The sequence below is a fragment of the Ralstonia sp. 1138 genome (assembly GCF_040544795.1).
GTDB classification, from domain to species: Bacteria; Pseudomonadota; Gammaproteobacteria; order Burkholderiales; family Burkholderiaceae; genus Ralstonia; species Ralstonia flatus.
In genome coordinates this window covers 610,958-637,119 of the sequence record NZ_JBEPKQ010000002.1, presented here as the reverse complement: position 1 = coordinate 637,119, position 26,162 = coordinate 610,958, and the positions used below count along the sequence as shown (strand labels likewise).

Annotated in this window: 24 protein-coding genes; 18 read left to right on the top strand and 6 right to left on the bottom strand. The window is 66.7% G+C overall.

The window, feature by feature from the left end; genetic code table 11:
- Positions 1 to 3 precede the first annotated feature (3 nt).
- Positions 4 to 1,842, top strand: a complete 1,839-nt coding sequence (locus tag ABIC76_RS10645) for an amidohydrolase (RefSeq protein ID WP_354533937.1) — start codon at positions 4 to 6, stop codon at positions 1,840 to 1,842.
- Complete coding sequence (locus tag ABIC76_RS10640) at positions 1,832 to 2,539, top strand: YoaK family protein (RefSeq protein ID WP_354533936.1); 708 nt, start codon at positions 1,832 to 1,834, stop codon at positions 2,537 to 2,539. The genes ABIC76_RS10645 and ABIC76_RS10640 overlap by 11 nt, the downstream gene beginning before the upstream one ends.
- 12 nt (positions 2,540 to 2,551) lie before the next feature.
- Here the strand turns inward: ABIC76_RS10640 and ABIC76_RS10635 are convergent, their stop codons facing one another.
- Positions 2,552 to 3,268 carry a GntR family transcriptional regulator gene (locus ABIC76_RS10635; RefSeq protein ID WP_354533935.1) on the bottom strand — a complete coding sequence of 239 codons (717 nt, stop codon included), beginning with the start codon at positions 3,266 to 3,268 and terminating at the stop codon, positions 2,552 to 2,554.
- Between the two features lie 280 nt (positions 3,269 to 3,548).
- On the opposite strand from ABIC76_RS10635, the gene ABIC76_RS10630 reads away from it, so the two are divergent.
- From ABIC76_RS10630 to ABIC76_RS10605, 6 genes are all read left to right on the top strand, one after another.
- A complete protein-coding gene (locus tag ABIC76_RS10630; RefSeq protein WP_354533934.1) occupies positions 3,549 to 4,616 on the top strand; it encodes a porin in 1,068 nt (355 codons plus the stop codon).
- Between the two features lie 147 nt (positions 4,617 to 4,763).
- Positions 4,764 to 5,819: an ABC transporter ATP-binding protein gene (locus ABIC76_RS10625; RefSeq protein WP_354533933.1), complete on the top strand. Its 1,056-nt coding sequence runs from the start codon at positions 4,764 to 4,766 to the stop codon at positions 5,817 to 5,819.
- A gap of 77 nt (positions 5,820 to 5,896) precedes the next feature.
- Positions 5,897 to 7,162, top strand: coding sequence for an ABC transporter substrate-binding protein (locus ABIC76_RS10620; RefSeq protein ID WP_102064322.1), 1,266 nt, complete (start codon positions 5,897 to 5,899; stop codon positions 7,160 to 7,162).
- 2 nt (positions 7,163 to 7,164) lie between these two features.
- Positions 7,165 to 8,130 (top strand): ABC transporter permease, encoded by a 966-nt coding sequence (locus tag ABIC76_RS10615; RefSeq protein WP_354533932.1) that lies wholly within the window; start codon positions 7,165 to 7,167, stop codon positions 8,128 to 8,130.
- A 1-nt stretch (position 8,131) separates the two neighbouring features.
- Positions 8,132 to 9,028, top strand: coding sequence for an ABC transporter permease (locus ABIC76_RS10610; RefSeq protein ID WP_102064320.1), 897 nt, complete (start codon positions 8,132 to 8,134; stop codon positions 9,026 to 9,028).
- Positions 9,029 to 9,038: 10 nt separating this feature from the next.
- Complete coding sequence (locus ABIC76_RS10605; RefSeq protein WP_354533931.1) at positions 9,039 to 9,761, top strand: aspartate/glutamate racemase family protein; 723 nt, start codon at positions 9,039 to 9,041, stop codon at positions 9,759 to 9,761.
- A gap of 12 nt (positions 9,762 to 9,773) precedes the next feature.
- Here ABIC76_RS10605 and icmF read toward each other — a convergent pair whose 3' ends face one another.
- Positions 9,774 to 13,061, bottom strand: a complete 3,288-nt coding sequence (gene icmF, locus ABIC76_RS10600; RefSeq protein WP_354533930.1) for a fused isobutyryl-CoA mutase/GTPase IcmF — start codon at positions 13,059 to 13,061, stop codon at positions 9,774 to 9,776.
- A gap of 309 nt (positions 13,062 to 13,370) precedes the next feature.
- On the opposite strand from icmF, the gene ABIC76_RS10595 reads away from it, so the two are divergent.
- The 9 genes from ABIC76_RS10595 (at position 13,371) to ABIC76_RS10555 (ending at position 22,833) form a co-directional block, all read left to right on the top strand.
- The gene (locus tag ABIC76_RS10595; protein ID WP_102064317.1) at positions 13,371 to 14,396 is read left to right on the top strand and encodes a hypothetical protein; all 1,026 of its coding nucleotides are present in this window, start codon (positions 13,371 to 13,373) and stop codon (positions 14,394 to 14,396) included.
- 255 nt (positions 14,397 to 14,651) lie between these two features.
- A complete protein-coding gene (locus ABIC76_RS10590; protein WP_027678482.1) occupies positions 14,652 to 15,854 on the top strand; it encodes an ammonium transporter in 1,203 nt (400 codons plus the stop codon).
- Between the two features lie 84 nt (positions 15,855 to 15,938).
- Complete coding sequence (locus ABIC76_RS10585) at positions 15,939 to 16,295, top strand: DUF427 domain-containing protein (RefSeq protein WP_012760922.1); 357 nt, start codon at positions 15,939 to 15,941, stop codon at positions 16,293 to 16,295.
- A gap of 164 nt (positions 16,296 to 16,459) precedes the next feature.
- Positions 16,460 to 17,182, top strand: a complete 723-nt coding sequence (locus tag ABIC76_RS10580; RefSeq protein WP_354533929.1) for an AraC family transcriptional regulator — start codon at positions 16,460 to 16,462, stop codon at positions 17,180 to 17,182.
- A gap of 106 nt (positions 17,183 to 17,288) precedes the next feature.
- Positions 17,289 to 18,269, top strand: coding sequence for a DMT family transporter (locus ABIC76_RS10575; RefSeq protein ID WP_354533928.1), 981 nt, complete (start codon positions 17,289 to 17,291; stop codon positions 18,267 to 18,269).
- A gap of 640 nt (positions 18,270 to 18,909) precedes the next feature.
- Positions 18,910 to 19,545, top strand: a complete 636-nt coding sequence (locus ABIC76_RS10570; protein WP_354533927.1) for a LysE family translocator — start codon at positions 18,910 to 18,912, stop codon at positions 19,543 to 19,545.
- Positions 19,546 to 19,578: 33 nt separating this feature from the next.
- A complete protein-coding gene (locus tag ABIC76_RS10565; protein WP_354533926.1) occupies positions 19,579 to 20,772 on the top strand; it encodes a low temperature requirement protein A in 1,194 nt (397 codons plus the stop codon).
- 94 nt (positions 20,773 to 20,866) lie between these two features.
- Positions 20,867 to 21,574, top strand: coding sequence for a glutathione binding-like protein (locus tag ABIC76_RS10560; RefSeq protein WP_354533925.1), 708 nt, complete (start codon positions 20,867 to 20,869; stop codon positions 21,572 to 21,574).
- A gap of 62 nt (positions 21,575 to 21,636) precedes the next feature.
- Complete coding sequence (locus ABIC76_RS10555) at positions 21,637 to 22,833, top strand: MFS transporter (protein WP_354533924.1); 1,197 nt, start codon at positions 21,637 to 21,639, stop codon at positions 22,831 to 22,833.
- A 433-nt stretch (positions 22,834 to 23,266) separates the two neighbouring features.
- Here ABIC76_RS10555 and ABIC76_RS10550 read toward each other — a convergent pair whose 3' ends face one another.
- From ABIC76_RS10550 to ABIC76_RS10535, 4 genes are read right to left on the bottom strand one after another with little or no spacing between them, the layout of a single operon-like run.
- On the bottom strand, positions 23,267 to 23,521 hold the full coding sequence (locus tag ABIC76_RS10550) for a hypothetical protein (RefSeq protein WP_354533923.1): 255 nt from the start codon (positions 23,519 to 23,521) through the stop codon (positions 23,267 to 23,269).
- Positions 23,518 to 23,934: a VOC family protein gene (locus ABIC76_RS10545; protein ID WP_354533922.1), complete on the bottom strand. Its 417-nt coding sequence runs from the start codon at positions 23,932 to 23,934 to the stop codon at positions 23,518 to 23,520. The genes ABIC76_RS10550 and ABIC76_RS10545 overlap by 4 nt, the downstream gene beginning before the upstream one ends.
- A complete protein-coding gene (locus ABIC76_RS10540) occupies positions 23,934 to 24,440 on the bottom strand; it encodes a helix-turn-helix domain-containing protein (RefSeq protein WP_354533921.1) in 507 nt (168 codons plus the stop codon). Before ABIC76_RS10540 ends, ABIC76_RS10545 begins: the two co-directional genes overlap by 1 nt.
- Before the next feature lie 20 nt (positions 24,441 to 24,460).
- Positions 24,461 to 25,681 carry an aminotransferase-like domain-containing protein gene (locus tag ABIC76_RS10535; RefSeq protein WP_354533920.1) on the bottom strand — a complete coding sequence of 407 codons (1,221 nt, stop codon included), beginning with the start codon at positions 25,679 to 25,681 and terminating at the stop codon, positions 24,461 to 24,463.
- Positions 25,682 to 25,806: 125 nt separating this feature from the next.
- Here ABIC76_RS10535 and ABIC76_RS10530 point away from each other — a divergent pair, with 125 nt between their 5' ends.
- Complete coding sequence (locus tag ABIC76_RS10530) at positions 25,807 to 26,160, top strand: glyoxalase superfamily protein (RefSeq protein ID WP_354533919.1); 354 nt, start codon at positions 25,807 to 25,809, stop codon at positions 26,158 to 26,160.
- Positions 26,161 to 26,162 lie beyond the last annotated feature (2 nt).

Here is a 26,162-nt window from a genome sequence, read left to right as displayed (position 1 = left end):
GCAATGACCGCCGACCTCATCCTGCACAACGGCCGCATCCATACGGTCGACCGCGAACGCCCCACCGCCAGCGCCGTTGCCGTGCGTGACGGCCGCTTCGTTGCCGTGGGCGACGATGCCACCGTGATGGCACAGCGTAGTGCCACGACTCAGGTCATCGACCTGCGCGGGCGCACCGTCATTCCCGGCCTGAACGATTCACACCTGCACCTGATCCGGGGCGGGCTGAACTACAACCTCGAGCTGCGCTGGGAAGGCGTGCCCTCCCTGGCCGACGCGATGCGCATGCTCAAGGAGCAGGCCGCCCGCACGCCGTCGCCGCAATGGGTGCGCGTGGTGGGCGGCTGGTCGGAATTCCAGTTTGCCGAGCGCCGCATGCCCACGCTCGAAGAGCTGAACCAGGCCGCGCCCGATACGCCCGTGTTCGTGCTGCATCTGTACGACCGCGCGCTGCTGAACCGCGCGGCGCTGCGCCAGGTCGGCTACACCAAGGACACGCCGAACCCGCCCGGCGGCGAAATCCAGCGCGACGCATCCGGCGAGCCCACCGGTATGCTGATCGCCAGGCCCAACGCGATGATCCTGTACGCGACGCTCGCCAAGGGGCCGAAGCTGCCGCCGGAATACCAGGTCAACTCCACTCGCCAGTTCATGCGCGAGCTGAACCGCCTCGGCGTAACAAGCGCCATCGACGCGGGCGGCGGCTTTCAGAACTACCCGGAAGACTACGAGGTCATCCGCGAGCTGTCGGCGCAGAACCAGCTCACCATCCGCATCGCCTACAACCTCTTCACGCAGAAGCCAAAGGAAGAGCTGGCCGACTTCAAAAACTGGACCGGCAGTGTGCAATACCGCCAGGGCGATGACTTCTTCCGCCACAACGGCGCGGGCGAGATGCTGGTCTTCTCCGCCGCTGATTTCGAAGACTTCCTGCAACCGCGCCCCGACCTGCCCGAGACGATGGAGCAGGAGCTGGAAACCGTGGTGCGCCACCTCGTCGCGCAGCGCTGGCCGTTCCGGCTGCACGCTACTTACGACGAATCGATCTCGCGCATGCTCGATGTGTTCGAGCGTGTGAACCGCGACATTCCCTTCAACGGCCTGCCGTGGTTCTTCGACCATGCCGAGACGATTTCGCCGAAGAACATCGAGCGCGTGCGCGCACTCGGCGGCGGCATCGCCATCCAGGACCGCATGGCCTTCCAGGGCGAATACTTTGTCGACCGCTACGGCGCAGCCGCTGCCGAACAGACGCCGCCCATCAAGCGCATGCTGGCCGAAGGCGTGCCCGTGGGCGCCGGCACCGACGCCACGCGCGTGTCAAGCTACAACCCGTGGACGTCGCTGTACTGGCTGGCGAGCGGGCGCACCGTGGGCGGCATGGCACTGTATCCGGAAGGACTGCCGCGCGAGGTGGCGCTCGAGCTGTACACGCACGGCAGCGCGTGGTTCTCCGCAGACCAGGGCAACAAGGGGCAGATCAAGGTCGGGCAACTCGCCGACCTGGCAGCGTTGTCGGCGGATTTCTTCAGCGTGCCGGAGGCCGATATCAAGACCATCGAATCGGTGCTGACGGTGGTGGGCGGCCGCATCGTCTACGGCGCCGCGGAGTTTGCCGAATTCGGCCCGCCGCCGATTCCGGTGCTGCCGGAGTGGTCGCCCGTGGCGCGCGTGCCGGGGCACTGGCGGCCCGCTGCGCCTATGCAGCAGCAGGTGCATCAGTGCGTCGGTTCGTGTTCGGTGCACGGCCACGCCCACCAGAAAGCGCGCACGGCCAATGTGCCGACCACCGACTTCCGCGGCTTCTGGGGCGCCTTCGGGTGTTCGTGCTTTGCCTTCTGAAGCGGCGACGGCGGCAACGGCCGCACCGGCGTCAGCGCGTTTCCTGATCGCGCAGGGAACGCTGCTGGCGTTCGTCGCGGGCTATGTGGATGTGGTCGGCTTCGCGGCGTTGTTCGGACTGTTCACCGCGCATGTCACCGGCAACTTCGTGATGATCGGCCTGGAACTGGCGGGCTCCGGCCAAGGCGTGCTCGCCAAGCTGCTGGCGCTGCCGATGTTCGTGGTGGCCGTGGCGGCGACCAAACTCGCCGTGACGGCGCTCACGCGGCGCGGTGTGGCGCCGCTGCGGCCGCTGCTGCTTGTGCAGGCCGTTCTGCTGCTGGCCTTCATGGCGGCGGGCCTGCTGGCGCTGCCGATTCAGTCCCCCGATGCACCAGCCACCATCGTTGTCGGGCTGATCGGCGTCGCGGCGATGGGCGTGCAGAACGCCAAGGCGCGCATCGTGCTGTCGGAACACGCCCCCACGACGATCATGACGGGCAACACCACGCAGATCGTGATCGATGTGGTGGAGCTGCTGTCGCCGGGCGCTACGCAGAAGGATGTTGCGCGCACGCGGTTGCGCAAGATGGTGCCGCCGCTTGCCGGCTTTGCCATCGGGGCGGTGCTGGGCGCGCTGGCGTTTGCGACGCTGTCGTTCTGGTGCGTGTTGCCGCCGGTGGGGATTCTCGTGGCCCTGGCCGTCATGCAGCGCTAGGGCTTCGCCCGGTCAGAGCTTGACGCGGCGGAAGAGCGTCGAGAAATCGATCGCCTCCACCTGCCGGGGCTCCAGCTCCAGCGCAGCGATGTATTCACCCAGGTGTTCGCCCATCAGCCGCGCGGCACGCTCGCCGTCGCGGCGCTCCACCGCATCGAGAATGGCCAGGTGTTCGTCATGGCCGCAGCTCGGCCGTGCGGGGGACTCATAAAGCCCGATCAGCAGCGAGGTGCGCGCCACCAGCGTGCGCAGCATCGCCGTGATGATGGGGTTGCCGTTGGCCTCGGCAAGCTGGATGTGGAAATCGCCCGACAGGCGGATCCACTCGCGCCAGTTGCCCGATTCCCGGCTGGCATGTTCGGCAGCCGCCAGCGCGCGCAGTTCGGCGAGTTGCGCCGCGGTGGCGTGCTGGGCCAGTTCCCGCACCGAGCCGGTTTCCAGAATCAGCCGCGCCCCAAACACCTGACGCGCTTCCGCAGCGTCGTGCACGGCGATGGTCGCGCCGCGATTGGGCTGCAGCTCCACCACGCCCTCATGCGCCAGCTTCACCAGCACCCGGCGCAATGTCCCCCGCGTAATTCCAAAGGCCTTGCATAGCTGTGCCTCGACCAGGCGCGTGCCCGGCGGCAGCTTCTGCTCAAGGATGGCCTCGTACACCGCATCGGAAATGCGGGCGTCGACTTCGGCGTTGTTGCGGCGGGGCTGGGAGATCGGAGGGGTCGTAGGCACTGGCATCTCGCCATTCTAATCGAGCAAACCGCGCTTGGATTGTGCACAACCCTGATGCCAATCCAGACGACCTTGGTGCGACATCCTCAAGAAATCTCCCTGCACCCCAGGTGGTTTTGCACCAGAAGCAGGCGAAAACCCGCGATTTCGCATGGCACGGTTACTGCATGGATGACCTCCGTGATTGTGCACAATCCAAACGAAGCTTGTACTCAACATAGAACGCAATGCCGGGAGCGGCCACGCGGTCGCGCCAATTCATTTAGGGGGATCACCTGTCATGAGCACCACCACCAAGCTGGGCGCTGCCGCCTTGGCATTCGGGCTGTCTGGCGTCGCCGCTGCGCAATCGAGCGTGACACTGTCGGGCGTCATCGATACCGGCGTGAGCTGGACCAACCATGCCGGCAACGGCTCGCAAAGCCTGACCGGCGTGTCGGACAGCATTCTCGGTGTGTCCAACTTCGGCCTGAGCGGCAAGGAAGACCTCGGTGGCGGCGTGAAGGCGCTGTTCAACCTGCAGGCGGGTTTCAACCCCAGCAACGGGCGCATGTCGTCCAACGGCACGCTGTTCTCGCGCAATTCGTATGTCGGGCTGAGTTCGTCGTCGGGCACGCTCACGGCCGGCAAGCAATGGAACTTCAACGACGACTGGCTGGTGGGCAGCGTCTTCAAAGGCGGCTACAACTCGGGCTCGATCTTCAAGTTCAGCGAGTTCGACGCCGTCAGCGAGATCTACAACAACACGGTCAAGTACGTGTCGCCCGACCTGGGCGGCGCGCAGTTCGGCGCGATGTACGGCTTTGGCGAAGCTGCCGGCTCGATCTCGCAGGGTTCGCTGTTCAACCTCGCAGGGCGCTATAGCGCCGGCCCGCTGTACCTGGCCGCCAGCTACGACCAGGAGCGCGATGGCAGCGGCACCGGCTCGCTCTACAAGCTGATCACCGTGGGCGGCAGCTATGCGTTTGGCGCGACCAAACTGCGGCTGGGCGCGGCGCGCGCCGATGTGGGCGGCACGGGCGCGTTCCAGTCGATTCCCAGCATGTCGGCGCGCAAGGCGTACGCAGTGGAAGGCGGCGTCGACTACGCCTTCACCACGGCCTTTACCGGCTCGGCCGACGTGCTGTATCGCCGTAACACGACGCTGTCGAACAGCTCGATGGTCTACCGGCTGCTGGGCCTGTACAGCCTGTCGAAGCGCACCACGCTGGTGGCCAACGTGGCGTATCTGAAGAACTCGTCGAGCGCGACGGAAGCGCTGGTCAACACCACGTCGGGCGCCATCGGCGGCGGTGTGCCGGGCACGAGCCAGACCTCGGTGGCGCTGGGCGTGCGTCACACCTTCTGACCCGCGCGAAGCCGGCCGCGCCACCTGCCCCGGTATGTGGCGCGACTGCCCGCAGATGCGGCCATACGCACCAGAACGACGCATGCCCGGCCCGCGCGCCGCGAATTTGCCGCGCGCAGACAGGCACACCTATTGCACCAACCCGACATGACCCGCGCCCCCACCGCTCCCGCCGCCGCTGCTGCCGCTGCCGACTCCCTCGAACTCGTTGCGCTGACCAAGCGTTACGCGCACGACGCCGTGGCGGTCGATGCCATCAACCTGCGTGTGCCCGCCGGCAGCTATTGCTGCCTGCTGGGCCCGTCGGGCTGCGGCAAATCGTCAACGCTGCGCATGATTGCCGGCCATGAGCATGTGAGTGACGGCGACATCCTGCTGGGCCATCGCAACATCACCAACCTGCCGGCGGCATCGCGCGGCACGGCCATGATGTTCCAGAGCTACGCGCTGTTTCCGCATTTGAGCGCGCTCGACAACGTGGCCTTCAGCCTGAAGATGCGCGGCATCAACACACGCGAGCGCCGCCAACGCGCGCAGGCGTTGCTCGAGCGCGTGGCGATGGGCCACCTGGCGCAGCGCCGGCCGGGCGAGTTGTCGGGCGGCCAGCAGCAACGCGTGGCGCTGGCACGTGCGCTGATCATGGAGCCGCGCGTGCTGCTGCTGGACGAACCGCTCTCTGCGCTGGACCCGTTCCTGCGCACGCAGATGCGCGCCGAGCTGCGGCGCTGGCAGCAGGAGCTGGGGTTGACGTTCGTGCATGTCACGCACTCGCAGGAAGAAGCGATGGCGCTGGCCGACCAGATGGTGGTGATGAACCACGGCCGCATCGAACAGGCCGGCACCCCGCGCGAGATCTACAACCAGCCGGCCAGCGCGTTTGTCGCGACCTTCATCGGCGGACACAACCTGCTGGAAGACACGCATGGGCCCGTGGCGGTGCGCATCGATCGCATGGCCCTGCACGCCGATGAGGCCACCGCTGGAGACCACCCGCGCGTGCAAGGCCGCATCTGCGACATCGAATACCAGGGCACGCACGTGCTGGTGGGCGTGGAAGGCGTGGCGCTCTCGCCCTCGCAACGCGTAACGGTGAGCCTGCCCGAGACCGACGCCGCCATCCCACGCCTGGCGCTGCATCAACCCATCTGGGCTTCGTGGGATGCCGCGCAGGCGCACCGTCTGCCGGCCAGCTCCGCCGCCTGACACCCGAGACCCGACATTCCAATCCGCAGCCTGACGGCTTCAGGCGCTGCCTTCACCTTTCTATCAGGGGTTGCAACATGTCTGACGATTCCAACGACTTCAAGGCCGGCCGCCGCACCGCACTCAAGGGCATGGCCGCCATCCTGGCCACCGGCGTCGTACCCGCGATCCACGCGCAAGAAAAACTGACGCTGCGCTACCTCGGCACGGCGGTCAACCAGGACAAGCTGATCGCCGAGAAATTCGAAGCCGACACCGGCATCCGCGTGCAGTACGTGGCCGTCACCACCGATGAGATCACCAAGCGCGCAGTCACCGCCCCAAGCAGCTTCGACCTGATCGACACGGAGTATTTCTCGCTCAAGAAGATCGTGCCGACCGGCAACCTGCTGGGCATCGACGCGCGGCGCATCAAGAACGCGGACAAGATCACGTCGCTGTTCACCAAGGGCGAGGTGGCGGGCAAGAAAGTGGGCGACCAGGGCACAGCACCCAAGAAGGTCATGTACCTGCCGGGCGCCAACGCGACCACGTTCGCGACCTCGCCCACGCAGTTCATGACGCTGATCCCGACTGTGTACAACGCCGACACGCTGGGCATTCGTCCCGACCTCATCAAGCGCCCCATCAACTCGTGGGCCGAGCTGCTGAACCCGGAATTCAAGGGGCGCGCGTCGATCCTGAACATTCCGTCGATCGGCATCATGGACGCGGCGATGGTGGTCGAAGCCAAGGGCCTGCACAAGTACGCCGACAAGGGCAACATGACCCGCGCCGAAATCGACCTGACCATCAAGACGCTGATCGAAGCCAAGAAGGCCGGCCAGTTCCGCGCGCTGTGGAAGGACTTCAACGAAAGCGTGAACCTGATGTCGTCGGGCGAGGTGGTGATCCAGTCGATGTGGAGCCCGGCGGTGACGGCCGTGCGCAGCAAGGGCATCGACTGCACGTTCCAGCCGCTGAAGGAAGGCTATCGCGCGTGGGCTGCCGGCTTTGGCATTCCGAAAACGGTGTCGGGCAAGAAGCTCGACGCGGCGTATGAATTCATCAACTGGTTCCTCGACGGCTGGGCCGGTGCGTACCTGAACCGCCAGGGCTACTACAGCGCCGTGCTGGAAACGGCCAAGGCCAAGATGGAGCCGTACGAGTGGGCCTACTGGATGGAAGGCAAGCCCGCCGCCAAGGACATCAAGAGCCCGCACGGCGATGTGCTCGCCAAGGCCGGCAGCGTGCGCGACGGCGGCAGCTACGAACAGCGCATGGGCGGCATCGCCTGCTGGAACGCGGTCATGGACGAGAACGAGTACATGGTCCGCAAGTGGAACGAGTTCGTCGCGGCCTGATCATGACGACCACAGCACCGTCCACATCGTCAGAACCGTCGGCAGCGTCGGCAGCGTCGGCGCCGGCCAACGATGCACCCGCCGCCCGGGCCCGACGCCCGGTCGGTCCGGGCCTGCAGGCGCTGCCGTTTGCGGCGGTGTTCGTGGTGTTCTTCCTCATCCCGCTGGGGCTGGTCGCGATGGTCAGCTTCTGGGATTTCAACGAGTACGCGCTGCTGCCGACCTTCACCTTGCGCAACTACGCCAAGCTGTGGGAAGGCTGCGGCCATCTCAACGAATACGGCGATCTGTGCGTGACTGCGTCGACGTATCTGTCGACGCTGCGCTTTGCGCTGGGCACCTGGGCGCTCACGCTGGTGTTGGGTTTTGCGCTGGCGTATTTCCTTGCGTTCCATGTGCGATCGGCGGCCGTGCAGACGCTGCTGTTCGTGATCTGCACGGTGCCGTTCTGGACGTCCAACGTGATCCGCATGATTTCGTGGATCCCGCTACTGGGCCGCAACGGCCTCGTCAACCAGACGCTGCAGGCCATGCACCTGGTCGACCAGCCGCAGGACTGGCTGCTGTATTCGAACTTCTCGGTGCTGCTGGCGTACGTGCACCTCTACACCATGTTCATGATCGTGCCGATCTTCAATTCGATGATGCGGATCGACCGCGCGTTGCTCGAAGCCGCGCGCGATGCCGGCGCCACCGCCTGGCAGACGCTCTGGCATGTGATCGTGCCGCTGTCGCGCAGCGGCATCCTGATCGGCTCCATCTTCATCCTGACCATCGTGATGGGCGATTTCGTCACCGTCGGCGTGATGGGCGGTCAGCAGATTGCCTCGGTCGGCAAGATGATCCAGGTGCAGACGTCGTACCTGCAATTTCCGCTGGCGGCCGCCAACGCCGTGGTGCTGCTGCTGACGGTGCTGATGATCATCTGGGGCCTGACCCGCGTGGTCGACATCCGCAAGGAGCTTTGACATGCAAGCGCGCTTTCGTGAACCACGCGCCCCCGGCTTCTGGCCGCTGGCATGCCTCTTCGCGCTGTTTGTGCTGTTCCTGTACGGGCCGATGCTGACCATCTTCGCGCTCAGCTTCCAGGGCCCGGACGGCGGGCTGACGTTCCCGATGAACGGGCTGTCGCTGCATTGGTATCGCCAGCTGGCCGAGGGGCTGGGCGTGGTGGATATCGGCGCGGCGTTCCGCCGCTCGCTGGCACTCGGCGCGGTCGTGATGGCCCTGACCATGGGGCTCTCGCTGCTGGCGGCGCTGGCGTTTCGCAAGCGGCTGCGCGGCGGCGGTGTGCTGTTCTATGTGACGGTGGCCAGCCTGATCATGCCGTCGATCGTGGTGTCACTCGGCATCGGCCTGCAGTTCCGGCTCATCGACACGGGCATCAAGGCGCTGCTCACCGCGATGGGCATGAGCGAGCAGGCCGACAGCTTTGGATCGTCGCTGGGCCTGTGGACCTCCGCCCTCGGTGCGCACCTCACGTGGACGCTGCCGTTCGGCCTGCTCATCATGTTCGCCGTCTTCAACCGCTTCAACCCGGCCTATGAAGAAGCCGCGCGCGACCTGGGCGCTACGCCGTGGCAGACCTTCCGCCACGTCGTGCTGCCGCTGATTGCGCCGTCGCTGATCGGCGTGGGCATGTTCGGTTTCACGCTGAGCTGGGACGAGATCGCACGCACCTCGCAGGCGATTGGCGATGTCAACACGCTGCCGCTCGAGCTGCAAGGCTTGACCACCACCGTCACGACGCCGTCCATCTACGCGCTGGGCACGCTCACCACCGTGGTGTCGTTCATGGTGATGGGGTTGACGATGCTGGCCATTGTTCGACTGCGCCGCCGCCAGAGCGCCGGGCGTGCCGACTGAACGCGAGCCAATGACCATCGCTACCGAATCCCCCAGCCCGCGCCGGCTGCTGTTGATCAACCCGAACACCACGAGCGCGCTCACACAGACCATCACGCGCTTCGTGCAGGCCGCATTGCCCAGCGATGTCATTGTGGAACCGGTCACCGCGCGGTTTGGCGCGCCGTACATCGCCACCGAAGTCGGCTACGCCGTGGCCGCGCATGCCGCGCTCGACGCATGGACGCGGGCGGAGCAGCCAGCCATCGACGCCGCCATCATCGGCTGCTTTGGCGACCCGGGGCTCTTCGCGCTGCGCGAGGTGGCGCCGTGCCCCGTCACCGGCCTGGCGGAAGCCGCGTTGATGGAAGCGGCAACGTACGGCAGTTGCGCGGTCATCACGGGCGGCCACGCGTGGGGCCCGATCCTGGAGCGCTTGCTGCCCACGCTGGAGGGCGGCCACACCGTGCGCGACATCCATACCGTCGAACTCGACGGGGCCGCGCTATACGCTGCGCCGGATGCGGCAGAACAGATCTTGATCGGCGCCTGCACGACCGTCCTGCGGCGCCAGCCCGTGGACGCGATCGTGCTGGGCGGTGCCGGGCTGGCGGGCCTCGCGCAGAAGCTGCAAGCCCACGTTCCCGTACCGCTCATCGACAGCGTGACAGCAGCCGCGCGCCAGGTATGGCATGCCCAGCGCGGCGGGCATGGCGCGCTGCCGGCATGGATTGCGCCCGCCACGCATGCTTGAACGCGGTGCGGGCTACATGTTGCGCCGGTACTGCCCGCCCACCTCGAACAGCGCATGCGTGATCTGCCCGAGCGAGCAGACGCGCACCGCATCCATCAGCACGGCAAACACGTTCTGATCGTCAATCACCGCGCGCTGCAGGCGCTGCAGCATGGCGGGCGCTTCCCGGGCATGCCGCGCATGAAACGCTTCCAGGCGCGCGAGTTGGCTCTGCTTCTCTTCCTCGCTGGACCGTGCCAGTTCGATGTGCGGCGGCACCACGCTCTCGGCGTCGGGATTGCGGAACGTATTCACACCGATGATCGGCAGCGAGCCATCGTGCTTGCGCTGCTCATACAGCATCGACTCTTCCTGGATCTTGCCGCGCTGGTAGCCGGTTTCCATCGCCCCCAGCACACCGCCGCGCTCGGCAATGCGCTCAAACTCCTGCAGCACGGCTTCTTCCACGAGGTCCGTCAGCTCGTCGATGATGAAGCTGCCCTGGTTCGGGTTCTCGCACTTGGCCAGGCCCCACTCGCGATTGATGATGAGCTGGATGGCCAGCGCGCGCCGCACCGATTCGGCCGTAGGCGTGGTGATCGCCTCGTCGTAGGCATTCGTGTGCAGGCTGTTGCAGTTGTCGTAGATGGCGATCAGCGCCTGCAGCGTCGTGCGGATATCGTTGAAGGCAATCTCCTGCGCGTGCAATGATCGGCCCGATGTCTGCACGTGGTACTTCAGCTTCTGGCTGCGCTCGTTCGCGCCGTACTTGTCTCGCAGCGTCACCGCCCAGATGCGGCGCGCAACGCGGCCGAGCACGCTGTATTCCGGGTCCATGCCGTTGGAGAAGAAGAACGACAGATTCGGCGCAAAGTCATCGATATGCATGCCGCGCGCGAGATACGCCTCCACATACGTGAAACCGTTGGCGAGCGTGAAGGCGAGTTGCGAGATCGGGTTCGCGCCCGCCTCGGCGATGTGGTAGCCCGAGATCGACACCGAGTAGAAATTGCGCACCTGGTGGTGCACGAAATATTCCTGGATATCGCCCATCACCTTGAGCGAAAACTCCGTCGAAAAGATGCAGGTGTTCTGCCCCTGGTCTTCCTTGAGGATGTCGGCCTGCACCGTGCCGCGCACGTTCTGCAGCACCCACGCGCGGATCTTCGCCTCTTCGTCCTGCGTCGGCTCGCGCTGGTTGTCAGCGCGGAACCGGGCGAGGTTCTGGTCGATGGCGGTATTCATGAACATCGCCAGGATCGTCGGCGCGGGCCCGTTGATCGTCATGGACACCGACGTGGCGGGGCTGGTCAGGTCAAAACCGTCGTACAGCACCTCCATGTCGTCGAGCGTGGCGATGGACACGCCGGAGTTGCCGACCTTGCCGTAGATGTCTGGTCGCAGCGCTGGGTCTTCGCCGTAGAGCGTGACGGAGTCGAACGCGGTGGACAGCCGCTTGGCCTCCATGCCTTCCGAGACGAGCTTGAAGCGCCGGTTGGTGCGGAAGGCATCGCCCTCGCCCGCGAACATGCGCGTCGGGTCTTCGTTCTCGCGCTTGAAGGCGAACACGCCGGCGGTGTACGGAAAGCTGCCCGGCACGTTCTCGCGCATCAGCCAGCGCAGCACTTCACCGTCGTCTTCGTACGGGGGCAGCACGACCTTGCGGATGGTCGTGCCCGACAGCGTGGTGTGCGTGAGCTGCGTGCGGATTTCCTTGTCGCGAATCTTGACGACGTATTCGTCGCCGGAATACGCGCGGCGCAGGTCCGGCCACATGGCGAGCAGCTTGCGCTCGGCGGCGCCGAGCTGTGCGTCGCGCTCAGCCGCCTGCTTGTCGAGCGCGGACAGCGTCTGCACCGTGGCGCCCGCTTGCTCCAGCATGCGGTGGCTGGCACGCAATTGCTGGCGCTCGCGCGCGAGGCGGCTTTGCGCGTCGACGCGGCGGTGGTAGCTGCGCACCGTATCGGCCAACTCCGCTAGGTAGCGCACGCGCGCGGGCGGCACGATAGCGTCGTGGCTGGTGGAGCATTTGCCGGCCGGGCGCGGCAGCGTGCGTTCGGCCAGGGCCATGCCGCGTTCGGTCAGGCGATCGGCCAGCGCGTGATACAGCGCCGTCACGCCGTCGTCGTTGAAGTGCGAGGCCTGCGTGCCGAACACCGGCATGTCTTCGGGGCGGGCGTGCCATTGCTCGCGGTTGCGCTGCACCTGCTTGGCGACGTCGCGCCACGCATCCTGCGCGCCCTTGCGGTCGAACTTGTTGATCGCCACCAGATCGGCAAAGTCGAGCATGTCGATCTTCTCCAGCTGGCTGGCGGCGCCAAACTCGGGCGTCATCACATACAGCGACAGATCGACATGCGGCACGATGGCCGCGTCGCCCTGCCCGATGCCGGAGGTCTCGACGATGATGAGATCGAATCCGCCCGCGCGGCAGGCGGCAATCACGTCGGGCAGCGCGTCGGAAATTTCGCGGCTCGCCTCGCGCGTGGCCAGCGAGCGCACAAAGATGTTCGGGTGATTGATCGCGTTCATGCGAATGCGGTCGCCCAGCAGGGCGCCGCCCGACTTGCGCCGCGACGGATCGATCGAGATGACGGCGATGCGCAGCGTGTCGTTCTGGTCGAGCCGGAAGCGGCGGATCAGCTCATCGGTGAGCGATGACTTGCCTGCGCCGCCCGTGCCCGTGATGCCGAGCACCGGCGTCGGCGTGGCCGCCGCAGCCGCGCGCACGGCATCGCGCAATGCCGGGTCGATGCGGCCCGATTCCAGGGCCGTGATCAGCTGCGCCAGGGCGCGGCGGTCGCCGTTGGCGACGGGCGCCAGCGTCGCGGGCGCATAGACGGAAAGATCGATGTCGCAGCGCTGCACCATGTCGGCAATCATGCCGGCCAGGCCCATGCGCTGGCCGTCTTCGGGGCTGTAGATGCGCGCGACGCCGTAGTCCTGCAGTTCGCGGATCTCCGCCGGCACGATCACGCCGCCACCGCCGCCGAACACCTGGATGTGCTCGCCGCCGCGTGCGCGCAGCGCGTCGATCATGTACTTGAAGTATTCGACGTGGCCGCCCTGGTAGCTGGACACCGCAATGCCCTGCACGTCTTCCTGCAACGCCGCGTTGACCACCTCGTCCACCGAGCGGTTGTGCCCGAGGTGGATCACCTCGCAGCCCATCGACTGCAGGATGCGCCGCATGATGTTGATCGACGCGTCATGCCCGTCGAACAACGATGCGGCCGTCACGAAGCGCACCTTGTTGCGCACCGGCGCGGCTGCGCTGGCAGGCGTGGGATCGGCCGCGCGGGCAGCGGAAAGATCGGTCATGTCTCCACCTTCGATAAGTGGGGCGCCGGCGCTGGATGTGTTGTACGGCGCACAAGGCGACGCGTGCCGGTCGGCGGGTCGAACAGACAGTATTTTCGGGGTTGGCGCGGTCGTCAACGGGCCGCACGGGCGATGACCTGTTGAGCCCTCCGCTCAAATAGGCACGTCGCCACCCGGGCCGGTTTGCGCAAATTGCAGACGACCGGAACGGTCCGATCTCGGTGCAACACCCAGCTTGCACACAATCGATACAAATCGTTAGAGTCGGATTTTGGTCGGAAACGGGTCCGGCCACAGGGGGAACTTCCAATGCCAAGCCGCGCGACGATGCGCTGGTGTCTGATTGCCTTGCTGGCGTGGTCCGGCCACGCCCTGGCGTGGGACTACACGCCCGGCGCCATCCCGGGGCTGATCAGCGTGCTTGGCTTCCTGACGGTGCAATCGCAGGCGCTCGACCGCGCCATCCAGCGCTTTCCCGGCCAGCGTGAAGAGCTGATCCGCGCCCGTACCCAGTTCGACAACACCTTCCCGCAGGCACTGGCCCGCACACGCCGCCTGATCGCCGGCATTCCGCTCTCCGACGACGAGCGCCAACTGCTGATCGAGCGCGCACTCGACATCCACCAGCCGAGCGTGGGCGTTTCCACGCAGACGCCGCAAACCGCCCACTCGCTGGCCGAACGCGTGGTCGCGCGCGCGCAAGGCAGCCAGGACCGCGCCACGCTGCAAACGCTGCTGGCGGTGGTCTACGACGACCGGCCCGCCGAAGAGCTGAGCAGCCGCTTTACGCAGGCCGTGACGTTGTCTGACTGGCCGAACGCGCGCGGCGCGAGCGTCAACCTGCGGCTGCCGTTCTCGTGGGAACGCGTGCCGCCCACGCCGCCGCGCAAACCCGACCCGGCGCGCGTGGCGATCGGCGCGTGGGCCAACCAGGGCGGCTCGGGGCTCTCGCGCATGGAACTGATCGTGCGCCCCACCGAAGGCGACCTTGAAGCCGTGCCCGACAATCGCGAACCGCGCTGGATGCGCGATGCCGTCAAGCAAGCGGTGGCGGGACCCTGCCGGCTGCTGGGCTGGGGCACGCAATCGTTCGGCGGGCGCAGCGGCGTGTGGGCCAGCTACATCGGCGAATCGCCCGGGCCGCATCTCCCGCGCGCCACCGGCAGCACGCTGGTCGGCCGCGTCTTCATGGTGCCGACCGACGGCGCGCTGCTGATGCTGCACATGCAGTCCCCCGCCACGTCGCCCGAGCAGGCCAGCGCAGTGCGGCTGCGGTACGAGCCGCTGTGGAACGGCGTGGCGACATCGTTCAGCGTGTCTGGCGCCAAGCCGTAACGCCGCCCAAGCCGTACGCACCACCACGGCGCATCTCACTCCCACACCGCACCAATTCAAAGCAATTACGCACCGATTTCGGGCTACTTCCAGCGCGCTACGCGAAGGCGATGCCTTTCGCACGGCCCTGGTGCGCCATGTCATCTTTTTGCACACCGTTGGAACAACTTTTGCATCTGTCGGCGCTTTTTGCGTCATTTATGGGCACACGCTGCACCCGGATGGCGCTGACCCTCAACCCGCACGACAACCGCAATGAACTCCATCAAAACCGGGGGCGACGCGCTCTTCATCCTGCTGGGCGCGATCATGGTGCTGGCCATGCATGCCGGCTTCGCGTTCCTTGAGCTGGGCACCGTCCGCAAGAAGAACCAGGTCAATGCGCTGGTCAAGATCCTGGTCGACTTTGCCGTGTCGACCATCGCGTACTTCTTCATCGGCTATTCGATCGCGTACGGGGTCAATTTCTTTACCGGCGCCGACGTGCTCGCCCAGCAGAACGGCTACGAGCTGGTGAAGTTCTTCTTCCTGCTGACCTTCGCGGCGGCCATCCCGGCCATCATCTCGGGCGGCATTGCAGAGCGTTCGCGCTTCGAGCCGCAACTGGCGGCGACCTTCGTGCTGGTGGGCTTTGTCTACCCGTTCTTCGAGGGCATCGCCTGGAACCAGCGCTTCGGCATCCAGCACTGGCTGCAGAGCGTGACGGGCGCGGAGTTCCACGACTTTGCCGGCTCGGTGGTCGTGCACGCGGTGGGCGGCTGGATCGCGCTGCCGGCGGTGCTGCTGCTGGGCGCGCGCCACGGCCGCTACAAGGACGACGGCCGCATCGCCGCGCATCCGCCGTCGAACATCCCGTTCCTGGCGGCCGGCGCCTGGGTGCTCGCGGTCGGCTGGTTCGGCTTCAACGTGATGAGCGCGCAGACGCTCGACAAGATGAGCGGCCTGGTCGCCATCAACTCGCTGATGGCCATGGTGGGCGGCACGCTCACCGCGTGGTGGATGGGCAAGAACGACCCGGGCTTTTCGTACAACGGGCCGCTGGCCGGGCTGGTGGCCGTATGCGCCGGCTCCGACGTGATGCACCCGCTCGGCGCACTGGCCGTCGGCGGCATCGCAGGCGTGCTGTTTGTGTGGATGTTTACGCGCGTGCAGAACGTCTGGCGCATCGACGACGTGCTCGGCGTGTGGCCGCTGCACGGCCTGTGCGGCGCCTGGGGCGGCATCGCGGCCGGCATCTTCGGTTTGAAGGCGCTCGGCGGCTTGGGCGGCGTGTCGTTCTGGGCGCAGGTGGCGGGCACGGCCGGCGGCATCGCCATTGCGCTGATCGGCGGCACGGTGGTGTACGGCACGCTGCGCAAGCTCGTCGGGCTGCGGCTGGACCGCGAGGCCGAATTCATGGGCGCCGACCTGGCGATCCACCGCGTCTCGTCCACGCCGGAATCGGAAACGCACTGGTAAGCACGAACCGGCAGTCAGGGGAAGGCGCGCGCGGCGCTTGCTACAGTGAAAGCGTCTTCCCTGGCCCAACTGCAGGAGTGCCGCATGCCCGATATCGATCCGAATCACCCGATCACCGTCGAGTCGAACCCGCGCCGCGTAACCGTGACGCTCAACGGCTTCACCATCGCCAGCACGCACCTGGCGCGCACGCTGCGCGAGGCGTCGTACCCGCCGGTGCAGTACATCCCGCGCGACGATGTGCAGATGAACTTGCTGGAGCGCACGCAGCATCACACCCATTGCCCGTACAAGGGCGATGCGTCGTACTACACGATCGTGGCCGGCGATGTGCGCGCCGACAACGCCGTCTGGACGTACGAACAGCCCAAGCCCGTCGCACGCGAAGTGGCCGGCTACCTGGCGTTCTATCCGAACAAGGTGACGATCCAGGAGGAATGAGGGCGCAGGCGCAGCTGACATGCCGCTGTCACGCAAGCGGCGCACGATGCGCCTGTTCCTCTTCTCACGGGAGCCTCTTTCCGTGAAAGTTCCGAGACCCGGCGCAGACGATCTGTGGCCGGGTATTTTTTTGGGCGAGTGCCGGTGCTATTCTCGGCGGCACCATGCTGGACTTCCGCACTTACGGCCTCGCCGCGCCGCCGCACTCGCACGACTTCATGCAAGTCGTGATGCCCGCACGCGGCATCCTCGAGATGGACGTCGACGGCCGCGGCGGCCGTGTCGACACGCACCACGCCGCGCTCATCCCGGCGGGCGCCACGCATGCGTTTGAAGCCACCGGCGCCAACCGCTTCATCGTCTTCGACATCCCCGGCCAAAGCGTGGACGCGCCCAGCCTGGGCGGCCTGGCCGACCGCGTGTTCTTTCCGCTCACGCCCGGCCTGCGCGCACTGACGACCTGGCTGCAGGACGCGCCCATCGTCGACACGGTGCTGGCCACTGCGTGGTCGTCACTCGCGCTGGCAACGCTGGCCGCGCATCCGGCCAATCAATCCACGCAGATCCGCGCACGCCCCGATGCGCGTGCGGAGCGCGCCTGGCACGCCATCGAGCACCGCTACGCGGAGCCGCTTACCGTCGATGCGCTGGCCGCAGAAGCGGGCGTCAGTGCGCGTCGCCTCGCCACGCTGTTCCGTGCCGCCTACGGCACCACGCTGCATGCGCATCTGGCCCAGGTGCGGCTGCGGCATGCATTGACGCTGCTGGAAACCACCGCCCTGCCCATCGCCGAGATTGCCGCGCGCACCGGCTACTACGACCAAAGCGCCCTCACGCGCCACCTCAAGGCGGCTCACGGCATCACGCCCGCAGCGGTGCGCCGCTAGCCCGGCCCATTTCCGTTTTTGCCAAAACGCAGCCGTCTTCACCAAGACGCGCGCCACGCGCACGCGCAGAGTGCCGGTTCGATTGATCTTTACGGACAGGCGCTCCATGGCTGTTGGCGACACTCCCACTGCAACGCATCTTCATCACGCCCAGCACGACGTGCGGCGCGACCACCTCACGGGCATCGGCTACGGCGTCGCGGCAGGGGCGCTGTGGGGCATCATCTTCGTCGCGCCGAAAATGCTGCCGCAGTTTTCACCGCTGGCGCTGTCGGCCGCGCGATATGTGCTGTACGGCGTGCTCTCGCTCGCGCTGGCGCTGCCGGTGTGGCGCACGCTATGGCGCAAGACGACTCGGCGCGACTGGGCGGCGCTGCTGCTGTTATCGCTGCCGGGCAACATCCTTTACTACCTGTGCGTGGCGGGGGGTGTGCAGCGCGCGGGCGTGGCGCCGGTGTCGCTCATCGTCGGGTTGTTGCCGGTGACGGTCACGCTCGCGGGCGCGGCTGAACGCGGCAGCCTGCCATTGCGTCAACTGGCCCTGCCGCTGCTCTTGGCCGTGGCCGGTGTGGTGTGCATTTATCTGGATGCGCCCGACGTGCATTCGGATGCCGGCGGCAAAACCTATTTCATCGGCCTGCTGATGGCAGCGGGCGCGCTGGCGTGCTGGACGGTGTATGCGGTGAGCAACGCGCGGTACCTGCGCGCGCGACCACAGTTCTCGAGCCGCGAATGGTCGCTGTTGACGGGCGTCGCGACCGGGGTGCTGTCACTGGCACTGGCCGTGCCGGCGTTTTTGCCGCCCGGCATGGCAACGGCTTCTGCGCAGCCCGCATCGGCGTGGGCGATGTTCTGGCTGGTGAATATGGGCGTGGCGCTGGGGGCGTCTGTGCTCGGGAACAGCCTGTGGAATGCGGCTAGCCGCAAGTTGCCGTTGACGCTGTCGGGGCAGTTGATTGTGTTTGAGACGGTGTTTGCGTTGGTGTATGGGTTTGTTTATGAGGGGCGGTTGCCGCATGGGTTGGAGGTGGCGGCTGCGGTTTTGTTGGTGAGTGGGGTGGGGTTGGCGGCGCGGAGGCATGGGTAGGTTTTTTGGTTGTTTTTTGCCTTGGTGGTGCATCCCTTGTTTCATCCCCTGCCGGGGCTGACTCACTTTCTTTGTCTTGCCAAAGAAAGTAAGCAAAGAAAGGCGCGCCCGAGATGGCGACCCACTCCTTGAATTTCTGTCGCAGGGAGGGAGGGGAGGCAAACTCGCTGCGCTCAGACAGCCTCCCCTCTTTTTCCTCCCTGCAACAGAAATTCAAGGCGCCATCTAGGGCAGGGAAAGTCAAAAGACAAAAGCCACACCATCTGGGCACAAGCGCAAACGGCAAGGCCAACCACACGATGGGTTGGCCTTTTTCTTTTGACGTTGAGCCCTTGATGGCGCCTTGAATTTTCGTAAGCGGGCGGAAAAAAGGTGGGGAACTGTCTGAGCGCAGCGAGTTTTCCCCACCTCCGCCCGGTTACGCAAATTCAAGGAGTCTTTCGCCATCTCGGGCGCGCCTTTCTTTTGCTTACTTTTCTTTGGCAAGACAAAGAAAAGTGAGTCGGTCCCGGCAGGGAACGAAAGGAAGGTGGACCACCAACCCCAAAACCAAAAACAAAAAACCCCCACCCCATTTGACGCCCCATTTTTTTCATGGATAACTGTCTCCCCTCACCCCAACAACACAGCGAGCCACCCCATGACCCTCCACACCTGGCTGGCCTTCATCGGCGCCAGCATCATCATCCTGCTCATCCCCGGCCCGACCATCCTTCTGGTGATTGGTGATTCGCTGGCCAACCGTGGCCGCTCGGCGTGGAGCACCGTTGCCGGCGTGGCCGCTGGGGACACCACAGCCATGGCCGTGTCCCTTGCCGGTGCGGGCGCCCTGCTGGCCGCATCGGCGGCGGCCTTCACGGCGCTCAAGCTCATCGGCGGTTCGTACCTCGTCTATCTGGGCATCAAGTCGATCCTCAGCGCCCGCCGCCTGCGCGACGATGCACCCGAGGCCAACATCCCGGTGCAGCAGAAGTCCGCCGGCCGCCGCTTCCTGTCCGCCTGGACGGTCACGGCGCTCAACCCCAAGAGCATCGTCTTTTTCGTCGCGTTCGTGCCGCAGTTCATGTCGGCCGAGCAGACCTTCCTGTCGCAGAGCGTGATCCTGCTGCCCACCTTCGTCATCCTGGCCGCCGCCAACGCGTCGATGTACGCGCTGGCCGCCAAGCTGCTCGCCAAGCGTCTGACCAGCGTGGCGGCGCAGCGCCGCTTCGGCTACACGGGCGGTGCGGTGATGGTGGGCGCAGGTACCCTCACGCTCGGCATGCAGTCGGCCTGATCGCCCTTCCCAAGGCCGCCCCGAGGACCCCCGATGCCCCGCAGCTATCTCCGCCCATCGCCCGAAGGGGCCCACGGCCACCACCGCGTCACCAACATCGAGCTGTTCTTCGATCTGGTGTTCGTGTTTGCGGTGACGCAGCTCTCGCACCTGCTGATCGGCAACTTCACGCTGCAAGGCGGCGCGCAGGCGCTGCTGCTGATGCTGGCGGTGTGGTGGGTGTGGATCTTCACGTCGTGGGTGACGAACTGGCTCGACCCGGACAAGCTCGCCATCCGCATGCTGATGCTCGTGCTGATGACGGGCGGGCTGCTGCTGTCGGCATCGCTGCCGCAGGCGTTCGGCTCGCGCGGGCTGGCGTTTGCGCTCGCCTATGTGTTCATGCAGTTCGGGCGCACGGTGTTCTTCCTGTGGGCCGTGCGCGGCGAGGCGCTGCCCATGCGGCGCAACTTCCAGCGCATCGCCACGTGGCTCGGCATCTCTGCAGTGCTGTGGCTGGCGGGCGGCCTGTCGGACGGTTCCGTGCGCTGGATGTGTTGGATCATCGCGCTGACCATCGAATGGCTGGGGCCCTCGATGGGTTTCTACACGCCGGGCCTGGGTCGCTCCACCACCAACGACTGGAACGTGGAAGGCGGCCACATGGCCGAGCGCTGCTCGCTGTTCATCATCATCGCGCTGGGCGAATCGGTGCTGGTCACGGGCTCCACGTTTGCCGGGCTCGACTGGACCGCAGAAAACATCGCGGCGATGGCGATGTCGTTCGTCGGCAGCCTGGCGATGTGGTGGCTGTACTTCGACACGATTGCCGAGCGCGGCGCGCACACGATGTCGCATTCGGCCGATCCTGGCCGACTCGCACGGCTGGCCTACACCTACATCCACGTGGTACTGGTGGCGGGCATCATCGTCGGGGCCGTGGCCGATGAGTTCGTGCTGGCGCATCCGGTGGGCCACCCCCATGCGGGGACGGCGCTGGCGGTGCTGGGCAGCGCGGCGCTGTACCTGCTGGGCAACCTGCTGTTCAAGTGGGCGATCTTCGGCCGGTTGCGCCCAGCGCATGTGGTTGGCCTGGTGGCGCTGGGCGGCGCCTGGATGGTGGCGGGCGAATGGCCGGCGCTGGCGGTATCCGCACTGGCGACGGGCGTGCTGTGCGGCACGGCGGCGTGGGAAGGGTACGCACGCTCCTGCGAGACAGCCGAACCGGCACAAGCGCACGGGCACTGAGTGGTCACCTGAAAATTCCAGTTTTTGGACATTACAAAAGGCCACTCGCGCGCCTACTCTGTCCACCAACATGACAGAACACGAGGGCCCCGCCATGATCGACCTCTACTACTGCGCCACGCCCAACGGCCTGAAGATGGCGCTGTTCTTTGCCGAAACCGGCTTGCCGCATCGCGTCATCCCCGTTGATATCAGTCGGGGTGACCAGTTCAAGCCCGAGTTCCTGGCCATCTCGCCCAACAACAAGATCCCGGCCATGGTCGACCACGACCCGGCCGAGGGGACCGAGCCGGTGGTGCTGTTCGAATCGGGCGCCATGCTGCTTTACCTGGCCGAGAAGACCGGCCAGCTGATGCCCGCCGACCTGCACGGCCGCATGGAAGTGCTCAAGTGGCTGTTCTGGCAGGTGGGCGGCCTGGGCCCTATGGCCGGGCAGATCGGCCACTTCAACGTCTATGCGCCCGAGCGCGTGCCCTACGCCATCGAGCGCTACACCAAAGAGACCAACCGCCTGTACGGCGTGTGCAACCGCCGCCTCGCCGATCGCCCCTACATTGCCGGCACCGACTACACGATCGCCGACATCGCGGCCTATACGTGGATCGTCCCGCACGCCGGGCATGGTCAGGACCTGAACGACTTCCCGCACCTGCAGCGCTGGTTCGAAGCGGTTGGCGCGCGGCCGGCCACGCAGCGCGCCTATGCCGGAGTGGAACGCGCCTACTCGCGCCGCCGCGAAGACATCTCCGACGACGAGCGCAGCGTGTTGTTCGGCCAGACGGCCAGCTCCGGCGCGCGCTGATCCTCACGGAGCCCACGCGCTCCGCCTTTCCCTACGCATTCTTCTTCTGAGAGGAGCCGACCATGCCGGCATCGCTGTGGTGGTTGTGCCTGGGCGCGTTCGCCATCGGCACTGAAGGTTTCATGATCGCCGGCCTGCTGCCGGTGCTGGCCGCAGACCTGGGCGTGAGCGTGCCGGCGGCGGGGCAGCTCGTTACCGTGTTTGCCATCACGTATGCCGTGGGCTCGCCGGTGATGGCGACGCTGCTCGGCAATGTCGACCGCCGCCGCGTGCTGATCGGCGCGCTGGCCATCTTTGCGGCAGGCAACCTGCTGGCAGCCACCGCGCACGGCTTTGGGCAACTGATGGCGGCGCGCGTGCTGCTGGCGCTGGCAGCCGGCGTGTTCCTGCCGACGGCCAATGCGGTGGCGACCTCGCTGGTGCCCGCCTCGCGCAGCGGCTCGGCGCTGGCCATCATCACGGGTGGCGGCACGGTGGCAGTGGCGCTCGGCGTGCCGCTGGGCGCGTGGATTGCGGCGCAGGGCGACTGGCGCTCGACGTTCATCGCATGCGGTGTGCTGTCGGCACTGGCCACTGCGGGCCTCGCCTTCGGCCTGCCGCGTGCGCTGCCGCACAGTGTGACCACGCTGGCGCAGCGCCTGTCCGTGGCACGCCGCCCCGGCATGCTGGGCGCGCTGGCGGTGTCCACGCTGTGGGCGGCGGGCGGCTTTACGTTCTACACCTACGTCGCACCGTTCTTTGTGCAGGGACTGGGCTTCGCGCCGCAGCACGTGGGCATCGTGCTGTTCCTGGTCGGCAGCTTTGCGGCGCTGGGCACGGGCCTGGGCGGCCACATGACCGACCGCGCCGGCGTGGCGCGCGTGCTGGCGGTCAGCAGCGCGGGCATCGTGCTGGCGTTCTCCGTGCTGTCGCTGTCGGCGCAGGTGCTGCACGGCACGGTGGCCGGCGCCGTCGCCATCGGCGCGGTCGTGCTGTGGGGCATGGCCGGCTGGGGCTTCGGCCCGGCGCAGGCAACGCGCCTGATCCGCCTCGCGCCCGATGTGTCGCCGATCACGCTGTCGCTGCATGCGTCGGCCGTGTATGTGGGGATCGCGCTGGGGTCGAGCGTTGGCGCGCTGGCCCTGGCGCATGGCGGCCCTGGCATGCTGGGCTGGGCAGCCGCCGCGTGCCATGTGGTGGCGGTGGTGTTGTGGCGGACGGGTGGGCGGCATGAGGCGGCGCTGACCGATGGACCTGCAGCCACCTCGGTCGCACATTGAACACCGGAGCGCGGAACGCGACGCGCCGGGTCCAGAGCGCGACGCACGGACCTCAAACCCTCGCGCTCCGCGCTTGCACTGCCGCGGTCGACCCTCAAACCCTCGCGTTCCGACCCTGAACCACGGCGTTCGACCCTCAAACCCTCGCGTTCCGACCCTGGACCGCGGCGCTCGACCCTCAAACCCTCGTGCGCCACACTTTGAGCTCGACATTTTCGACCTCAAACACTCACGCTCCGGGCTTCGAGGTCGACGCTTGGGCCTCAGAGGCTCGGCGTCCGACCTTTGACCCCTCGCGTTCGGCCCTCTGAGCCCGATTTTTTCGACCTCGAACTGTCATGCTCCGGGCGTTGAGCCTGGTGCTCGAGCCTCGGACACTCACGCTCGACTGTCTGAGCCTCGCAATCGCGCCTCAGAGCCTCACATACGACACTCAGACCGCCGCGGTGGGCGTGTCCCGCCCGCCGGTCGAGCGCCGCGCGCCACGCCGATCCAGGTACGGCAGCGCGAACATATAGAGCCCCGTGAACAGCAGCAGCGCCAGCGGCAGCAGCGGCGCGTAGGTGATCCACGCCGGCGGCTGCGCACCCTTGCCCAGCCCCAGGGCGACAAAGTTGGCGATGACGGTGAGCGTGAACGCCATCGACACCCAGCGGTGAAACTGGCGGATTGCGTGGCGGGCGCTCACTGGGCACCTCCGGCGGCCTGGATCATCTTCCAGCCGTTGCCGGCCGGGTCACGAAAACCGGCGTCGACGCTGCCGAAGCGGTCGATCGGCTCCTGCGTGAACTCCACGCCGCGCTCGCGCAATTGGGCGTAGGTGGCGCGGCAATCGGCAACGGTCAGCACCAGCGGCGGCATCGCGCCCTTGGCCACCATGGCGCGCAGCGTCTGCGCCGTGGCCTCGTCGTGGATGGGCGGGCCGGGCTGGAACAGGCCGAGCTGAAACGACGGCTGCTCCGGATGCTGCACCGTCAGCCACCGATACGGGCCGTTGCGCACATCGGTATGCGCGCGAAACCCCAGCTTGTCGACATAGAACGCCAGCGCCGCGTCCTGATCATCCACATACAGCCCGACGACATTGATCCCTTGGCTCATCACCGCTCCTTGTTGTTGGTGGGTGACGGATTTGTACCCGCCGCCAGCTGGCGGCGCTTCTCCGAAACTGCTGTGACGAGGTCGGGCCGCTGCGCCGCCTTCAGCACACAGGCGGGCACGCGGTCGAGTTGCTGCTGCGGCGCGGTGGCCTGTGCGTCGCGGCGAAGCGCGCTCGGGCTCTGCCCGGTGATGTCGCGAAAGATGCGGCCGAAGGTGCCAAGGCTTTCCCAGCCCGTGGCGTAGGCGATTTCGATGATGGGCAGGTCGGTGTCGCGCAGCAGCGTGGTGGCCTGCTCGATGCGGCGCGTGAGCAGGTAGCGGTGCGGCGGAATGCCGAAGGCCTCCTTGAACGAGCGCGCAAAATGCGCCGCCGAGACGCCGCTCACCTCGGCCAGCCGCTTGACGGGCCATGCCTCGTGCGAGGCGGCGTCCATGCGGTCTTTGGCGCGCAGCAGGCGGCGCAGCAGCGCGGGGTCTTGCTGCGCGTCGGTGTGTGCCTGTGCCACCGCTGCCTGCGCCAGCGGGGTCAGCCCAGCTTGAACTCGCCGATGGCATGCGCGAGCTTGCGCACACCCTCTTCCACCTGCGCCAGCGACGAGGTGGCGTACGACAGACGCAGCGTCGAGCGATCCGGGTCGACCGGGTAGAACGCCGCGCCCGGCACGAACGCCACACCGCGCTCGATGGCCACCTTGGCCACATCGCCGGCATTGCGGCCCGGCAACGTGCACCACAGGAACATGCCGCCGCGCGGGCGGTTGAAGGTCAGTTCAGTGTCGGGCAACAGCGCACGCAGGCCGTTGGCCATGGCGTGAGCGCGTTCGGCATAGGCGGCACGCGTGCGCGGCAGCACCGTGTCCAGGCGATTGCTGCGCAGGTACGCGGCGGCCGTGGCCTGCGCAAACGTGGAGGTGTGCGCATCGGCAAACTGCTTGACCATCACCGCGTTGCCCAGCACCGGCTGCGAGGCGATCATCCAGCCCACGCGCAGGCCCGGCGCCACCACCTTCGACAGGCTGCCCAGGTAGATCACACGCCCCTGCGCGCCGTCGGTCTGCTGCGACAGTGCGTACAGCGACGGCGGCGGGGGCGCGTCGAAATACAGATCGCCGTACGGGTCGTCTTCCACGATCAGCAGGTTGTGGCGCACGGCCACATCCAGCAGGCGCTTGCGACGCTCCAGGCTCATCAGCGCGCCGCTCGGGTTGCCGAAGTTGGGAATCACGTAGAGGAATTTGGGGCGAGTTGTGGCCGCCCCCGTGGCGAGCACCTTTTCCAGCGCGTCGACATCCAGGCCGTCGCCATCGGTCGGCACGCCGGCCACCTTGGCGCCGTAGAGCTTGAACGCCTGGATGGCGGCGAGGAAGGTGGGCGCTTCGGTCAGCACCGTATCGCCTTCGCCGATCAGGACCTTGCCCAGCAGATCCAGCCCTTGCTGCGAACCAGTGGTGACGAGGATGTCGGTGTTGGCGACGTTGGCGGCACGCGACTTCATCAGCGTGACGATGGCCTCACGCAGCGGCTCGAAGCCCTCGGTGGCGCCGTATTGCAGCGCGCGGGCGGCGTCGGTGGCGAGGGCGCTGTCGGCGGCGGCCTTCAGGCCTTCCACGTCAAACAAGGCGGCATCCGGAAAACCGCCGGCAAACGAGATCAGGCCCGGCTTGCCGAGCACCTTGAACAGCTCGCGGATGGCGGAGGTTTCGACGTTTTGCAGGCGGGGTGCCAGCAGCGATTGCAGGAATTCCATGGCGTGCGTGTCTCTGTAGTTCGAGTGCCCGCCACTTTACGTGATGTGCGCCGCGTGCGCATGCCAACAGGGCGTCACAGCCATGACTAAAATGCCGGCACCGCCTAGGCGAAAAGGAGCCCCGCATGGCCGTCCGACGCATCGTCCCGAACCTGCATGCTGCCGATCCGGCACGTGCCCGCGCGTTCTATGCCGAACTGCTCGATCTGGAAGCGGTGATGGACCACGGCTGGATCGTCACCTTTGCCGAGACGGCCAACACGATGACGCCGCAGGTCAGCATTGCCAGCGAAGGCGGAAACGGTACGCCGGTGCCGGCGCTATCGGTAGAGGTAGACGATGTGGACGCCGTGCATGCGCGGGCCGTCTCGCTGGGCCTGGAGATCGTCTACCCGCTCGTCGATGAGCCGTGGGGCGTACGCCGCTTTTACGTGCGCGATCCGTTCGGCAACGTGGTCAACATCCTCGCGCACCGCTAGCC